Origin of the sequence: Neobacillus muris (genome assembly GCF_943193175.1) — a bacterium.
Taxonomy (GTDB): Bacteria; Bacillota; Bacilli; order Bacillales; family Cytobacillaceae; genus Neobacillus; species Neobacillus muris.
In genome coordinates, this window is sequence record NZ_CALPDF010000006.1 from 44,520 (window position 1) to 59,655 (window position 15,136).

General features: G+C 40.7%; 16 protein-coding genes. 5 read left to right on the plus strand and 11 right to left on the minus strand.

The window, feature by feature from the left end:
- Positions 1–15: 15 nt before the first annotated feature.
- From NFS43_RS06280 to NFS43_RS06295, 4 genes are all read right to left on the minus strand, one after another.
- Entirely contained in the window at positions 16–1,386 is a 1,371-nt protein-coding gene (locus NFS43_RS06280) for an aldehyde dehydrogenase (protein WP_251550580.1), read from the minus strand.
- Positions 1,387–1,412: 26 nt separating this feature from the next.
- Positions 1,413–2,612, minus strand: coding sequence for an iron-containing alcohol dehydrogenase (locus NFS43_RS06285; protein WP_251550582.1), 1,200 nt, complete (start codon positions 2,610–2,612; stop codon positions 1,413–1,415).
- Between the two features lie 205 nt (positions 2,613–2,817).
- Positions 2,818–3,162: a spore coat protein gene (locus NFS43_RS06290; protein WP_251550585.1), complete on the minus strand. Its 345-nt coding sequence runs from the start codon at positions 3,160–3,162 to the stop codon at positions 2,818–2,820.
- Between the two features lie 17 nt (positions 3,163–3,179).
- Complete coding sequence (locus NFS43_RS06295) at positions 3,180–3,446, minus strand: ferritin-like domain-containing protein (RefSeq protein ID WP_251550587.1); 267 nt, start codon at positions 3,444–3,446, stop codon at positions 3,180–3,182.
- Positions 3,447–3,649: 203 nt separating this feature from the next.
- Between NFS43_RS06295 and NFS43_RS06300 the strand changes: the two genes are divergently transcribed.
- On the plus strand, positions 3,650–4,030 hold the full coding sequence (locus tag NFS43_RS06300; protein WP_251550588.1) for a hypothetical protein: 381 nt from the start codon (positions 3,650–3,652) through the stop codon (positions 4,028–4,030).
- Positions 4,020–4,490 carry an endolytic transglycosylase MltG gene (locus NFS43_RS06305; protein ID WP_251550590.1) on the plus strand — a complete coding sequence of 157 codons (471 nt, stop codon included), beginning with the start codon at positions 4,020–4,022 and terminating at the stop codon, positions 4,488–4,490. Before NFS43_RS06300 ends, NFS43_RS06305 begins: the two co-directional genes overlap by 11 nt.
- A gap of 76 nt (positions 4,491–4,566) precedes the next feature.
- Here NFS43_RS06305 and NFS43_RS06310 read toward each other — a convergent pair whose 3' ends face one another.
- Entirely contained in the window at positions 4,567–4,863 is a 297-nt protein-coding gene (locus NFS43_RS06310) for a hypothetical protein (RefSeq protein WP_251550592.1), read from the minus strand.
- Position 4,864: 1 nt separating this feature from the next.
- Positions 4,865–5,647 (minus strand): sporulation protein YunB, encoded by a 783-nt coding sequence (gene yunB / locus NFS43_RS06315; protein ID WP_251550594.1) that lies wholly within the window; start codon positions 5,645–5,647, stop codon positions 4,865–4,867.
- 219 nt (positions 5,648–5,866) lie between these two features.
- Between yunB and NFS43_RS06320 the strand changes: the two genes are divergently transcribed.
- The 3 genes from NFS43_RS06320 to xerS all read left to right on the plus strand — a co-directional run bounded on the left by NFS43_RS06320 (position 5,867) and on the right by xerS (position 8,523).
- The gene (locus NFS43_RS06320; RefSeq protein WP_251550596.1) at positions 5,867–6,220 is read left to right on the plus strand and encodes a PadR family transcriptional regulator; all 354 of its coding nucleotides are present in this window, start codon (positions 5,867–5,869) and stop codon (positions 6,218–6,220) included.
- On the plus strand, positions 6,207–7,205 hold the full coding sequence (locus NFS43_RS06325) for an HAAS signaling domain-containing protein (protein WP_251550598.1): 999 nt from the start codon (positions 6,207–6,209) through the stop codon (positions 7,203–7,205). The genes NFS43_RS06320 and NFS43_RS06325 overlap by 14 nt, the downstream gene beginning before the upstream one ends.
- 238 nt (positions 7,206–7,443) lie before the next feature.
- Entirely contained in the window at positions 7,444–8,523 is a 1,080-nt protein-coding gene (xerS, locus tag NFS43_RS06330; RefSeq protein ID WP_251550599.1) for a tyrosine recombinase XerS, read from the plus strand.
- 153 nt (positions 8,524–8,676) lie between these two features.
- Here xerS and NFS43_RS06335 read toward each other — a convergent pair whose 3' ends face one another.
- From NFS43_RS06335 to parE, 5 genes are all read right to left on the minus strand, one after another.
- The gene (locus NFS43_RS06335) at positions 8,677–8,991 is read right to left on the minus strand and encodes a PH domain-containing protein (protein ID WP_251550601.1); all 315 of its coding nucleotides are present in this window, start codon (positions 8,989–8,991) and stop codon (positions 8,677–8,679) included.
- 242 nt (positions 8,992–9,233) lie between these two features.
- The gene (locus tag NFS43_RS06340) at positions 9,234–9,713 is read right to left on the minus strand and encodes a staygreen family protein (RefSeq protein ID WP_251550603.1); all 480 of its coding nucleotides are present in this window, start codon (positions 9,711–9,713) and stop codon (positions 9,234–9,236) included.
- Positions 9,714–9,781: 68 nt separating this feature from the next.
- Positions 9,782–10,540 (minus strand): hypothetical protein, encoded by a 759-nt coding sequence (locus NFS43_RS06345; RefSeq protein ID WP_251550605.1) that lies wholly within the window; start codon positions 10,538–10,540, stop codon positions 9,782–9,784.
- Between the two features lie 91 nt (positions 10,541–10,631).
- Positions 10,632–13,076, minus strand: a complete 2,445-nt coding sequence (parC, locus tag NFS43_RS06350) for a DNA topoisomerase IV subunit A (protein WP_251550607.1) — start codon at positions 13,074–13,076, stop codon at positions 10,632–10,634.
- Positions 13,073–15,052 (minus strand): DNA topoisomerase IV subunit B, encoded by a 1,980-nt coding sequence (gene parE / locus NFS43_RS06355; RefSeq protein WP_251550609.1) that lies wholly within the window; start codon positions 15,050–15,052, stop codon positions 13,073–13,075. The genes parC and parE overlap by 4 nt, the downstream gene beginning before the upstream one ends.
- Between the last annotated feature and the right edge of the window lie 84 nt (positions 15,053–15,136).

A 15,136-nucleotide genomic window follows, 5' to 3' on the forward strand; every position in this document is an offset into this window, starting at 1 on the left:
TACTCCCGGCCTTTTCTATTTCATAAACATTTTGATTTTCTTCAGGCCATTCTTCACATTAGGATAACGGAATGGAATATCGAAACGAGTTGTTTGTTTTAGGACACTTTTCTTATGTGAAAACGTATCAAAGCTGCCTTTACCGTGATAGGAACCAACTCCGCTGTTTCCAACACCGCCAAACGGAAGGTAAGGGGAGACAAAATGGTAAACAGTATCATTAATGCAGCCCCCTCCAAAGGACACAGAATTGAGCACTTGCTGATGCACACCAGAGTTTTCCGTAAAGATATAGAGGGCGAGCGGTTTCGGATGTTGATGAATTCCTTGGATGACCTCCAGCAAGTTCTCATATTCTAAAACTGGAAGAATCGGCCCAAAAATTTCATCCTGCATGACAGGCGTATCCCAGGTAATGTCGGTTAGCACAGTCGGTTCAATCATGAAGGACTCAGGTTTTGTTCTCCCGCCGATCGCTATTTGTCCATTATCCAAAAAAGAGGCTAACCGGTTGAAATGCCTTTCGCTGACGATATGGGTAAAATCCGGATTGCTAAGCGGTACAGCTCCATACAGCTCTTGAATCGTTTCTTCAAACTGCTGTAAAAATTCGTCTTTTATTGATTGATGAAGATAAAGATAATCAGGGGCAATACAGGTTTGACCTGCATTGGTAAACTTTCCCCAGGCGATTCGTTTTGCTGCCAGTTTGATATTGGCATCTTCATGAACAATGCACGGGCTTTTTCCGCCCAATTCCAATGTAACAGGTGTTAAATTTTTTGCTGCTGCTTCCATAATGATCTTGCCGACTGTCACACTGCCAGTAAAAAAGATATAATCGAACTTCTCATTTAATAGCGCCTGACTCGTTTCAACACCGCCCTCAACGACAGCAATAAACTCATCTGGGAATTGTTTGCTGATTAGCTCTCCCAAAGCTTTCGAGGTGACAGGGGTCAATTCCGAAGGCTTTATAACTGCGCAATTTCCAGCAGCAATGGCTCCGATTAACGGCGCAACTGCAAGCTGGAATGGATAATTCCATGGTGCAATAATCAGGGCGACCCCAAATGGTTCCGAATAAATGTAGCTTTGTGACCCTATATGAGTAATAGGTGTTTTTACTCTTTGGGGTTTGACCCAGGAATTCAAATTCTTGATTGCAAACCTCAGCTCTTCAAGGACAAACCCAATTTCAGCCGAGTAAGCGTCAAATTCAGATTTATTTAAATCAGCCCGCAGTGCCTCCATCAATTGTTTCTCATTTTTTTTAATTGACATTCTTAACTTTTGCAGGGCTTCCAGACGAAATGAAAGGTCCTTGGTTTTGCCCGTATGAAAAAAGGCTGTCTGTTTGGCCGCTAATTCCTGATATTTTTTCATCCTGTAACCTCCATGATCAAACCAAATTATGCTTTAATCGTTTCATACAAATGGAACATATCGCCCTTGAAGAGAATTTTTGGCACGGGATAAAGCGGGTTCGCCTCGCTTAAAGCGCGTTCTACCATGACTGGCAAGTCACTATCTTGGATTCCATTGATTTTAGCTGGGATGTCCATCTTTTTATTCATATCCTTTATGGCATTAATAAAAGCTTCAGCCTTTATTTGATCGGAATCTCCTTGATTGCCTAGACCCACTAGATCAGCAAGCTCTGCAAGCGGTTTATGGGCAGATTCCCCATAGTACTCCAGTACATAAGGCAAGATCACTGCGTTCGCCAGCCCATGGGGGATTGAGTAAAATCCGCCCAATGTATGAGCAATAGCATGCACATAGCCGACATATGCCCGAGTAAATGCCATCCCTGCCAAATAAGCGGCTCTTTGCATATTGGCCCGTGCAGTTAAATTTGTGCCATTTGTGTAGCATTCATACAGGTTCTCAAAAATCAAGGTTACAGCCTCTTTACTGAATTGGATCGTTTCTTTCGTATTGCTCCTGCCAATATAAGCTTCCACTGCATGTGTTAAGGCATCCATCCCTGTTGTAGAGGTAATGTGCTTTGGCAAATTAAGTGTCAGAACAGGGTCCAGTACTGCGTAATGGGGGATAAGGGCCGTGTCCATAATGGCATACTTTTCATGCGTTTCGCTATTTGAAACCACTGCAGCCAGTGTTGCCTCACTCCCCGTACCAGCAGTGGTTGGAATCGCAAACAGCGGAGGGATCTTTTTCATCACCTTTAAAACACCCTTCATTTGGGGAATAGTCTTTTTCGGGCGGGCAGCACGGGCTGCAACACCTTTGGCACAATCCATAGGGGAGCCTCCGCCAAAAGCCACAAGTCCCATACATTTATTCTGATGATAAACCTTTAGTGCCTCCTCAATATTATCAATGGTTGGGTTGGGGACCGTTTCGTCATATACAACAAAACATATGCCAGCCTCCTTCAAGCCCTGAAGAAATTCATCCATCAGGCGGGCAGAGATAATTCCCTTATCCGATACAATTAAAACGCTTTCAATTCCTTGACCTTTAATCAGCGCCGGCAGCTTTTCTAAACTGTTTTCTCCCATAAGCAGTTCCGGTTCCCGCCAAGGCAGAAACGAAGAAGCAAACTTCATCACGCCTTGATATGTCCTGCAAAACACCTTATACATACCGATTTCCTCCGTTACTATTAGTTTTATTTGCTTTGTAATAAACTAATAATCTCTATGACTGATACGTTATCGTACTTAAGGAAGCTATGTCAAGGTTTATTTTGCAATATATTTAAAATTATGTTAATTTATTCCAACAATATTGAACCGTCTCTGCAAGTTATCGATATCGAACAGGGATGCAGGGACGGTTCAGGGTTCCTTAGTATGGGAATTGAGAGGAATAGTTACTAAATTGCTGGTAGGCTTGGTCAATTTTCTGCTGTTCCTCAGCTTCTAGCTTATACCAGCCATTCTTGAACATTAGGTTGTACAGTTGACGGCTGCTTTGATGCGTTTCAATCAGAATTTGCAGCATTTCGGAATGAAGCTGTTCATGGCTTGCTTCACGGACGGCAATATTTAAGCTGTCTGTTAAATATTTGCAGGTGCTAAGCCCATCATTTATAAAATCACGGTCATTCATCTCCGGCGTTTTTACTTTGGGCAGCTGTCCGGTCTGTGGATTAGCAATTTGATTGCTGTTTTGGTTTTGCTGATTTTGCAATTTTCGTTGCCTCCTTATCAATTTAACTGTGTATTTGGCAGGTTAGACATGGCTTCATTGTTATTGACCTGCAGATGGGTGAGGATTCTTTGAAAATGATCCTGATGCATTTTGCCTGCTTGATCCAGTGCCTGTTTGATTTCTTCATTACTGACCTGAGTCGCCATAAAATGGAATTTTTTAAATGCCAATAGCTCCCATGATAAGGCATCCTTTAAATAAAGGATGTCTTTTGTCGTAATCGCCTGAGGCGGGTTAGGGATCGGTGGTTGAGTATTTTGCATCATCCTGCTCCTTTCAGTCTTATATCATGTATAGGATAAACAAGGATGAGACTATTTATGTAAAGATCGATTCCAAGAGTGGCGCATTTTGTTAAAATACTAAGACTTTTGTTGGAATTCGTCGATTTTAATCGAAAATCCAGCGCTTTCGATGTATAATAGGGGAATGTAGCGATAGTTCCCTAAAGAAGGAGGATAACATTTTGCAATTAGCATTAGCTGTTTTATTTGGAGGATCAGCTATATTATTGATCGTTTCGATTTTTATGACGAAAAAAGCATCAATAAAAGAAAATAAACAGATTGATTTGATCCATGTGTCGGTTATGAAAGATGTGAATGAGATTAGAGAGTCAATTCGGAATTTGGAACTTGACCTCGAAGTAGTGTCAAAGGAAGCAGGTCTTCAACTTTCTGCCGATGAAAGAAGCTTGAAACGCGAAATACTAGACTTATATAAACGCAACTATTCTATTAAAAGTATTGCTGATATGAAACAAATGCCTGAGGGTGAAATTGAATATCTGCTAGCTCCTTATCTGTCGGAAAGGGAAGAAAGGAGACAGGCCGTTAATGAAAATTAATATAGTCAGCAGTTTTGCTGCAGGGATATTTATCGCTACTGGTATTCTTGGGACGGTTTATTTGACTGGCGACCATAAAGTCTCTAAATCCACTTCAAAATCGACACAAAAAGTGGAGCTTTCAGAAAAAGAAATGGTCGATAAGCTGACCGCTGCCGGATACACAATCCAGCCTAAGGCAGAGCCGAAAGAGAGCGCTGATGCACAGCCTGCTCAACCAGATGCACCTGCACAAGCCAGTACTCAACCGCCGACTCAGGTGGTTGTCAATGTAACAGCAGGTATGGGGAGCATTGATGTCGGGCGTATCCTTAGAGATGGAAAACTCATCGAGGATGCCTTTCAGTTTGCATCAGACATAGAGCAAAGAGGTCTGGTTAACAAATTGCGTGAAGGGACCTACACAGTGGACAGCAACATGTCCTATGACCAAATCATCTCCACGATTTATGGAAATTAATCGTTTGAAAAACGCCTATGGCTTTTTGCCAAGGCGCTTTTTTTATACTAAAAAAACTGAAAGGAGGGAGGGCAGCTCAATTGCTTTTTCCTGATATCCGTTTATTTATTTCCGCTGAAACAACAAAAGCCAGGTCGTCATTTCCAAACAAGGATAAAACGCCAAGTACTGTTTCATCTGCCACTTCACCAGCTTCCTCTTTAGGCACTGTCAGTTCAAGCGCTTCTCTTAAAGCCTGGTTTTTTGATTGATGGGGATAGGCGCTCAGATACAGTTCCTCAGGATTCAGATCATGATTTACACACCACTGAGCAAAACACAATAAATAAAGGGGAGGGATAGTTTCAACATAACAAAAAAACAGCATCTCCATTTTAATCGGAATTGCTGTTTTCTGGCTGTAAAGGAATGACAGGATTCACATCACTATTCTTACTATTGTTTCCATTATAATATTGAGGAACTTTGCCTTGTAAAAATAAGTCGCCAATCTTTACTTTATTTGTTACTTCTAAGCTCTTTTCAGTTAATGGAACAATGATATTGATTTTGAAATTTACAATGACATATACCTCAAGAAAGGTGTTGTTGATACCCGTTTCCATAACCTTCGTTTCCAAATTTGATACGACGTCCCCAAGGAATTCAAATTGAAAAGGAATTTTTGGGCCCAAATTTGAAAATATCGTAATATCTGTCGCCATCCCCAGGGGAATATTGTAGATAATTCCTTTTTCCTTTTCAGAAGCGGCAAAATCGACATTCGTATCATTTTGGAAGGCATCAAATTTATCTAACTTGCCATTTTCCAGATCGTCTAAATATTTTTGAATTTCCAAAGTTGCCTCCGCAATAACACGGTTATAAATCTTTGGATTAAAACTGTAACCCGCATCTTCGCCGTCCTCATGCTTTACAATTAACTCATTAATATCGATATTTTCAATCACTTCATTTGAAATTGCGGCATTGATCGCTTGGGTAGAAATTTGACGTGCCCTTGTTTCTGCAATGTTCATTAAAACCGGTTCAATATTTTTATCAACAATTAGTACCGCTAGCAAGTTTAGCCCAATAAACAACACCAAAGTAATGACCAATACTAATTTGAAAGGTAGAGGGCCTTTCGAATATTTTCTTTTTTTAAGCTTTCGCATTATGCCCCACCTCAATTCAATTATACGTCTGTCCGGATGAAATATTCCCCGGATAGATATAAGTTACTTTTTTTCATCGTTTGTGTACCACACTCGTTCATTTCCAATTTTTATCAATTGTTTTTAAATGATTATTGTTTTTGTGTTACCAATAGTGTATGATACATAGTATAAATTAAATACTGTATATCATCTAGTAAAGAAAATTGAGGTGGGTGAATGAGTAATTTATTGAATTCGTTGACGACAGAGCTTAGGAGAGGAACGTTGACACTAGCGGTATTAAGTCAATTACGGACCCCTCAGTACGGATATTCACTTGTTCAGTTATTGGAGGGGTCAGGCATTTCCATTGATCAAAGTACCTTATATCCATTACTTCGCCGATTAGAAAAACAGGAGTTGGTGTCGAGTAATTGGGATACATCTGAGAGCAGACCCCGTAAGTACTATGTTTTAAGTGAATATGGGTTAGAGATATTTTTACAGTTAAAAAAGGAATGGATTAATAGTTCAAAGGAACTTTATACCTTATTAAAGGTAGAGGGAGAGGAAGAAAATGAATTTAATTGAGATTTATATTCAGGAGGTTACTCGCAGGCTGCCTGAAAAGAATCGTGAGGATATTGCACTTGAGTTACAGTCAACAATAGAGGATATGCTGCCTGATGATTATCGTGAGGACGATGTAAAGAAGGTTCTTGAAAAACTAGGAAGTCCGGTCATATTGGCACGCGGATATCGGGATCGGCCAATGTACCTGATTGGACCGCGCTATTTTGATGTATATGTGACGTTATTAAAAATGATATTGCCGATTGCCGCTGTTATTTCATTGATCTCAGTTATTGCAGAATATTTTATGGATTATAATGGACAGGAAACAGTCATCAATGTGGCTCTGGATATTATGGGGTATGGCATATGGCAAATGATTTCAGTTGGTATCCAAACATTTTTTTGGCTGACACTTGTTTTTGCTGTTATCGAAAGAACCGATAAGGAAAATGATAACCAGCCGTTAACAGCCAGCAGAAAAAAATGGACTCCTGATGATTTGAAAAATATCGCTTATATTCCAAAGAAAAAGGCCATTTCAAAATTAGAGGTATTCGGTAATTTGATGTGGACGGCGATCTGGGCAACCATTTATTTTTACGCAGACCATCTAGTTGGCATCTATAGAGGAGGGGGAAACCGATTTGAATTCATCTCTCCAGCTGTTAATCAAGAGGTTTTGCTCCAGTATTGGCCAATCGTTTTGATCGTAATTTGTTTGGAAATCGTATTGGCTATTTATAAATTAATCAAGAGTCAATGGACCAGAGGAATGGCCATTTTTAACGCGGTATTCCAGTTGATTTCAAGTATTGTTTTCATCGAGATTTTAATTAATCCCGAGATAATCACGCAATATTTTATTACGTATATGACTGATTTATTAGAGATAACTGCAAACCAATTGAAATCTTGGATCATTGGCGGCGCCATATTCTTCTTTATGGTATCTGCGGCATTCAATGTAATGGACGGATTCCGTAAGTCCAGAATTCGTTAATATTCCTATTTCCTTCATTAAAAATAAACGGGCTGAGCAATTGAATAATCATCAGGCTGCAGGAGCAGCTTTTTTTATTGTTTTGTTTAGAAAATTTGTGACACTCATGATCAGTTGGGGAACAGAAGAATCTTGCGATCATCGGTCATTTAGATTATTACGTAAAATATAAATTTGACGAAATAAAAGAAGAATTTTAAAATAGAGGAGCCGAATATATAGAAAATGAGGTGAAATGATGAAAAACCAAGATAAACAGCAAGAATTTAAAAAACTGCAGGTACTGTTGAACGTACTCCCATGGTATGTCGAGGAATTTATCAATCATAAGCTGCGTAAACTTTCGACGGCATCATTATTTAATTATTGCCATGACTACAAAATCTTCTTCAACTGGATGATCGCAGAACAGCTTTGGAACGGCAGCATCCGCGATATACCATTACAACGTCTTGAACAAATGACCGTTCTTGAGGTTGAAGGATTTTTAAATTATCTGCATTACTCGTTAAATAACAAAGAATTGACCGTCAACCGGAAGTTATCCGCGTTAAAATCACTGTTTAATTACTTGCAAAACATCGCGGAAACTCCTGATTTACAGCCTTACATTAATAGGAATGTGATGGCAAAAATTGAATTCAATGAAATAAAAGAATCTATGGAAACACGCGCTAATAAAATGGAAGGCAAAATCCTGCTTGGGGACGAATATGAACAATTTCGTTTATTCGTCGCTCATGATTACGGTGAATTAAACAAAGGTAATAAGAAAATCTATAACTTTTATCAATTAAACAAAGAGCGTGATACCGCGATTGTCTCGCTCATTTTAGGATCTGGCCTGCGCCTGTCTGAATTAGTTGGTCTTGATCTGGATGATATTGATTTTAATAAATATTGTGCCAGAGTGATCCGCAAAGGAAATAAAGAACAATTTGTGTTCTTCAGCCAAACAGCAATGAACGATTTGCAGGATTATTTAGCCGTGAGAACAGCAAAATACCAGGTTGACAAAACGATGAAATCATTATTTGTCGCAGCTCCGATGGGTCCTAAAGGAAAATCACGAAGACTCACAGCCAGATCTGTTGAGAAATTAGTCGAAAAATATGCAACAGCATTCGGCAAGCCCTCATTATCCGTACATAAACTGCGCCATTCTTTTGCTACCAGGTATCATGCAGAAATTAATGATGTGCCCAAGCTGCGGCGCCAATTAGGCCATTCGTCGATACAAACCACAATGATATACACTCATATTAAAAATGACGATTTAAAAACGGCTGTCGATAAGATGGATATGCCAAAAGAATAAAATAAAGGGAGCTGTCACCATTAAAATGACAGCTCCCTTTATCCTTTCCTAGTTTACATAATATTATTATATATTTTTATTTTCTTGTGTCTCATTTTCCAAGTATACTTAAGTTAGTGAGACGAAAAATTTTTTGAGTGTATAAATGTTTTGCTATTTATTTAGATTCACTTCAATATTCGGATTGATTTTCTTTAACGTTTCACAAAATTTTTCCTGCTTTTTAGGTGAAATTAAAATCATTCCCCATTTTTCATAGGTAACTTCCAACCGGTCCAGTGATAATGCCGGACTTGATAAAAGATTTCGGCTTTTTCTGACCCCTTTTATTCCCATAATATCAATCTTCCAGCGGAACGGTCCCCCCACTACCTTTAACTGTGAACCGTTAATTTCATAGTAAGTCCCAAACCAGCACCAACTAACGAATCCACAGTAACTGACCGTTATTAATAAAGCTGCTGCCATCTCCCCCGCTCCGCTGGGTCCTCCAGGCACAAAAAGGAATAAACCTATTAGAAATATCGCAGTCCCCCATAAAAAAAAACCAGTTATTAAGCCTTTTTTTGAGTAAAATTTCACCTGACTCATCCCCTGCTTCAAACAATTCTCTCTACTCATATGTACGAATAAATCGATAAAAAGTTACAGAAACCTGTCTAATATGGGCTTTTTTCAGTCAAAAGAAAACACAGGCTTATGCCTGTGGATTATTGTATGGTCTCCTTTATGGATCGGCTTGCCATAAATTGTCTTGGCGTTCCATAATAGAGAACTTGATTGAATTCAGGAAAAACAGATTCGAATCGTATATAGATTGGGGCATCCAATAGCCATGGGAAATTTGTATAAAAAGCCTGATCTCCATATACCATTGCCTGTAATGCAAGGTTAATATCTTTTTGGAAGATGGCATAGCGGATTTTTGCATAATTTTTGTCAAATTCATCTCCACTAACATGGACGCGCCCCACCAGGGAGTATTCTCCCATCCGATGAACCCATTCAGCCAGCACTTCGTCGCGGAAGCTTTGATTGGTCCCGCCATCGTAATTACTTCCAATAGTAAGAAAAAGCTGCCCAGTAGAATCAGAATATTTCAATGTGTATTTTCTTCCTTCTACTGGGCGGAAAGCAGTCACTGGCGGCAGGAAGGCAGTTAATAATTTTGAAGGAACGAGAATACTCATTTCAAGCATCTCCTTTCAATCATCCTGCGATAGTATATGGGGCATTTGTCTATTAGGTGACAAATATCCTACTTTCCTTCTTTAAAAATCTTTACATGTGCCAACCTCCAGCTGCCGTTTATATAGGACCACGTTGATTCTGCAGAAGCAATCATATCCGCATTGGCAATGCCCGTCACCCTTTGGACACCTGTTAAACCATATCTCCCATCCTCCAGCTTAATTGGTTTTAAGCTGCTATAGGGATTGACGGTTAATTCTATTGGCTCATTTAATCTGCCCTTATGATAAAGGCCTAACTTTTTATAATATTTTTTCCGGTCTTTCAAATTGAAAAAGTACGATTTTCCTGTTTCCGCGATTTTAATCTCAGCTTTATACCCATTTAGAAATCTGCTCTCCATTTCAAGGGGGTCTGGAACCGACAAATCTGTTTTTTGGAAATTTTTCATGGTATACAAGTGATCCATAGTCGTACCACCGCTGCCGCCTGTAAAGATGCTGATAAATAGATCCTTCAGTCCATCGTTGTTTAAGTCAACGAGCTGCATAGCAGCTTTTGAACCACTTTCTAAAGGAATTGTGTAGGTTTGGCCATTTGAAGCCTTTACTTCAGCAAAAATCTCACTTAAATAATCATCTTCTTCATCTTGATATGGAACACCTTTGAGTAAAATAGCTTCATTTTTCCCATCACCTGTAATATCGGCCTCTTTTTTGGCTATTTCAATTGTTTTGCTGTTTTCCTCGAACGCATATGCAACGGTTATTGCCGAAAGTGAAATGAAAAAGAACGCAGTAAAAGCAAGGGCCATTTCCTTTTTCACATTTATCCCCTCCATTTTGCTAATAATTTCTAGTATGTCCAAAAGTGGGGAAAAAATGAAAAAAAGACCCATAATGAGTCTTTTTTCCTTTCTATTGGTTGGAAGAATCCGGATTTGGCACTTCTGTCTTCCATAATGTGGTCACTTTTCCGTTCTCACCTTCATCAAGAATAAATGAACCATTGGAATAGCGGTCACTATAGCGAATATCTCCCGCCTTTAACGTTTCTAGGTAACCCTTTTCGGTTTGGACAAATAATTCATCGGTTTCACTTGCAGCCACAAATCCAACAATGCGATGCGGATTTGCTTTTAGCTCTCGAAGAATAATCACACCCCGTTTTGCCCGGGATGCCCGCTCGAACTCGGACAATTTCATCCGTTTTATCGCACCACGCTGTGTCACTGTGACAATTGATTTCCGGCTGTCGGCATCAATCATTTGCCCAGCCACAACATAATCGCCATCTTTTAGGTTGATCCCTTTAACTCCGGCAGCCCTTACACCGACAATACTGATTTCTTCCTCGTTAAACCATAGAGAGTAGCCATAATGACTAACCAAGAAAAGCTCCTTTGTCCCATCCGTTAGATGGACATTCATGACTTGGTCATCATCTTTCAAATTTATGCCAACCAATGGTTTGGAATACCTTTGGGCTTTATACTGGCTTAACTCGGTTTTCTTCACCATACCATTCCTTGTGACAAACACCAGGTATTCTGGAAGTTCAAAATCCTGAACAGGAATGGCTTGGATAATTTCTTCATTACGGTCAATCGGTATTAAATTCGCAATATGCTGCCCCATATCCTTCCAGCGAATGTCTGGAAGTTCATGAACTGGACAGTATAAGTAATTCCCTTTGCTGGTAAACAGAAGCAGAACATCCTGTGTATTCATGTCTAGTTGTGCAAAGAGCCGGTCTGATTCTTTCATTGCCAAGTCCTGGCCATTTGAAGCGGCATAGGAACGCTGGCTTGTCCGTTTTACATAACCCTCTTTCGTAACAGTGACGATAACGTCTTCACTTGGAACCATGACTTCCAGATTGATTTTAATCTCTTCAATTTCCGCTTCAATTTTAGACCGGCGTTGATCAGCAAACCGCTTTTTCACGTCTTTTAATTCTTTAATTATGACCGCTGACAGCTTTTTCTCACTATCCAAAATGGCCGTCCACTCAGCAATCTTTTTGGTCAATTCCTCTGCTTCATTCCGTAAAGCCGTGATATCGGTATTCGTTAAACGATAAAGCTGCAAGGAAACAATGGCCTCTGCTTGCGGCTCAGTGAATGCAAATTTAGCTATCAAGTTATCCTTAGCATCCCGCTTGTCCTTTGAAGCGCGAATGGTGGCAATAACTTCATCAAGAATCGATAAGGCCTTCATTAAGCCTTCTACAATATGCTGGCGTTCTTTCGCCTTTGTCAAATCGTACTGGGTTCTTCTCGTGACTACGTCTTTTTGATGGCCGATATAGGCATCCAACAGTTCGTGAAGACCCATTTGTTTCGGACGCCGGTTATAAATGGCCACCATATTGAAATTGTATGTCACCTGAAGGTCGCTGTTTTTATATAAATAATTCAATACACCAGCTGCATCCGTATCCTTTTTCAGCTCAACGACAATGCGGAGACCTGTGCGGTCAGTTTCATCGCGCACTTCAGAGATTCCTTCCACTTTCCTGTCAATCCGGAATTCGTCCATCTTTTTCACGAGATTGGCTTTATTCACTTCATAGGGAATCTCCGTGACGACAATTTGCTGCTTACCCCCGCGGATTTCTTCAATTTCTGCTTTAGCCCGGACAATGATTTTCCCTTTACCAGTTTCATAGGCTTTTTTAATGCCCTCAATACCTTGAATAATCCCGCCTGTTGGGAAATCTGGACCTTTAATCACGTTCATCAATTCATCAACCGATATATCTGGCTGTTCCATTCTCATTATGACTCCATCGATGACCTCACCCAAGTTGTGCGGCGGAATATCGGTGGCATAACCAGCGGAAATACCAGTTGAACCATTGACCAATAAATTTGGGAACATGGCTGGAAGGACGGTTGGTTCTTTCGCTGTATCATCAAAGTTAGAAATTAAATCAACGGTTTGTTTATCAATATCGCGAAGCAGTTCTGACGCAATGGCAGATAGGCGCGCTTCGGTATAACGCATGGCAGCTGGAGGGTCACCGTCCATACTTCCGTTATTTCCATGCATTTCTATGAGAACATTGCGAACCTTCCAGTCTTGGCTCAAACGGACCATTGCTTCATAAACGGAGGAATCGCCGTGTGGATGGTAGTTGCCAATGACGTTACCAACGGTTTTGGCTGCTTTTCTAAACCCTTTTTCATGGGTGTTTCCTTCCATATGCATCGCATATAGAATCCTGCGCTGAACCGGTTTTAATCCGTCCCTTGCGTCAGGCAAAGCCCGATCCTGAATAATGTATTTACTATATCGTCCAAACCGGTCGCCTATCACTTCTTCCAAAGGGAGGTCGCGGAATTTTTCAACTGTACTCATTCTTCATCTCCCCCCTCAGAAACCGTAATATTTTCATTTGTCAAAATCGTATCCTCTTCCTCTAGTCCAAACTCGACATTTCCTTCAATCCATTTGCGGCGAGGTTCAACCTTATCTCCCATCAGGGTGGTGATCCTGCGTTCCGCTCTTGCTCCATCGTCAATTTTCACTCGAATTAACGTTCTGGTTTCGGGATCCATTGTGGTTTCCCAAAGCTGATCCGCATTCATTTCACCAAGCCCTTTATAGCGCTGAATGATATAGCCGCGGCCAACCTTTTTAATGGCATCCTGCAGCTCATCATCCGTCCAAGCATACTCGATAATTTCTTTTTTTCCGGAGCCTTTGCTCACTTTATAAAGCGGGGGAAGGGCAATAAACACTTTTCCCGCTTCGACAAGCGGTTTCATGTACCGGTAGAAGAACGTAAGCAGCAGAACCTGGATGTGGGCACCGTCGGTATCAGCATCTGTCATAATAATGATTTTATCGTAATTGATATCGTCAACATTAAAGTCAGAACCCACACCACCTCCAATTGCATGGATCATGGTATTGATTTCTTCGTTTTTAAAAATATCTGCCAGCTTGGCTTTTTCTGTATTAAGAACTTTACCACGAAGCGGCAAAACAGCCTGAAAGCGGCGGTCACGGCCTTGCTTGGCAGAACCTCCCGCTGAATCTCCCTCTACCAAGTAGAGCTCATTTTTCTGTGGATTCCGGGATTGTGCAGGAGTGAGTTTGCCTGATAGCACAGTTTCTCTACTTTTCCGTTTTTTCCCGCTTCTTGCATCTTCCCGTGCCTTGCGTGCTGCTTCACGTGCTTGGAAGGCTTTAATCGCCTTTTTAATAAGCAGTGTACTTGTATTTGGATTTTCTTCTAGCAAATAGGACATATGTTCAGAAACGACAGCGTCAACAGCTGACCTCGCCTCGCTGGTACCCAATTTCCCTTTTGTCTGCCCTTCGAATTGCAGCAGTTCCTCCGGTATTCGAACCGAAATGATCGCAGACAAACCTTCACGAATATCCGCTCCATCCAGGTTTTTGTCCTTTTCTTTTAACAATCCTGCCTTGCGGGCGTAATCATTAAAGACCCTTGTCATTGCGGTTCTTGCCCCAATCTCATGGGTACCGCCATCCTTTGTGCGGACATTGTTAACAAAGGATAACATATTCTCGGAGTATCCATCATTGAATTGAAAAGCAAAATCAACTTCAATTCCATTTTGCAGCCCTTCAAAGCTGACGACTGGATGCAGCGTCTCTTTTCCCTCGTTAAGGTAGGCGACAAACGCTTCAATCCCATTTTCATAGTGAAACACTTCATGAAAGTCATTTCGTTGGTCAATGATTTCTATTTTTAAGCCTTTAAGTAAAAAGGCCGATTCCCTTAACCGCTCACACAGAGTTTCAAAATTGAAGGTGGTGGTGGAGAAAATCGAAGCATCCGGTTTAAAGTGGATGGTTGTTCCGGATTGATTGGTTTTACCGATTTTTTCAAGAGTGGTTACCGGTTTTCCGCCATTTTCAAATCGCTGTTCATATACAAAGCCATCACGCTTGATGGTCACAGTCAGCCATTCCGACAAAGCGTTGACGACTGATGCACCAACACCATGAAGTCCACCGCTGGTTTTATAACCGCCTTGTCCAAATTTCCCTCCTGCATGAAGTACCGTTAAGATGACTTCTGGAGTGGGTTTTCCCATTTTATGCATTCCGGTAGGCATGCCCCGCCCTTTATCGGTAACGCTGATTGAATTATCTTTGTGGATTTTCACAATAATATGATCGCCAAATCCTGCCAGCGCTTCGTCAACCGCGTTATCGACAATTTCATAAACGAGGTGATGAAGCCCTCGGGCATCGGTACTGCCAATATACATCCCAGGACGTTTCCTTACTGCTTCCAGTCCTTCCAGTACCTGTATGGCATCTTCGTTATATTCAAAAGTTTGCTGAGTTCTTGCCACTAAAATACCCCTTTCATACCCTACAAAAAGAAAACAACCTTTCTATTTTGCTCATGTACCTTTTCATTACTATTCTTTAAATAT

What these genes read in the sequence shown, in the direction of transcription:
- NFS43_RS06280 (WP_251550580.1), bottom strand. Translation starts at nt 1,386, where the DNA reads ATGAAAAAATATCAGGAATTAGCGGCCAAACAGACAGCCTTTTTTCAT.
- NFS43_RS06285 (WP_251550582.1), bottom strand. Translation starts at nt 2,612, where the DNA reads ATGTATAAGGTGTTTTGCAGGACATATCAAGGCGTGATGAAGTTTGCT.
- NFS43_RS06295 (WP_251550587.1), bottom strand. Translation starts at nt 3,446, where the DNA reads ATGCAAAATACTCAACCACCGATCCCTAACCCGCCTCAGGCGATTACG.
- NFS43_RS06305 (WP_251550590.1), top strand. Translation starts at nt 4,020, where the DNA reads ATGAAAATTAATATAGTCAGCAGTTTTGCTGCAGGGATATTTATCGCT.
- NFS43_RS06310 (WP_251550592.1), bottom strand. Translation starts at nt 4,863, where the DNA reads ATGGAGATGCTGTTTTTTTGTTATGTTGAAACTATCCCTCCCCTTTAT.
- yunB (WP_251550594.1), bottom strand. Translation starts at nt 5,647, where the DNA reads ATGCGAAAGCTTAAAAAAAGAAAATATTCGAAAGGCCCTCTACCTTTC.
- NFS43_RS06320 (WP_251550596.1), top strand. Translation starts at nt 5,867, where the DNA reads ATGAGTAATTTATTGAATTCGTTGACGACAGAGCTTAGGAGAGGAACG.
- NFS43_RS06325 (WP_251550598.1), top strand. Translation starts at nt 6,207, where the DNA reads ATGAATTTAATTGAGATTTATATTCAGGAGGTTACTCGCAGGCTGCCT.
- xerS (WP_251550599.1), top strand. Translation starts at nt 7,444, where the DNA reads ATGAAAAACCAAGATAAACAGCAAGAATTTAAAAAACTGCAGGTACTG.
- NFS43_RS06335 (WP_251550601.1), bottom strand. Translation starts at nt 8,991, where the DNA reads ATGGCAGCAGCTTTATTAATAACGGTCAGTTACTGTGGATTCGTTAGT.
- NFS43_RS06340 (WP_251550603.1), bottom strand. Translation starts at nt 9,713, where the DNA reads ATGAGTATTCTCGTTCCTTCAAAATTATTAACTGCCTTCCTGCCGCCA.
- parC (WP_251550607.1), bottom strand. Translation starts at nt 13,076, where the DNA reads ATGAGTACAGTTGAAAAATTCCGCGACCTCCCTTTGGAAGAAGTGATA.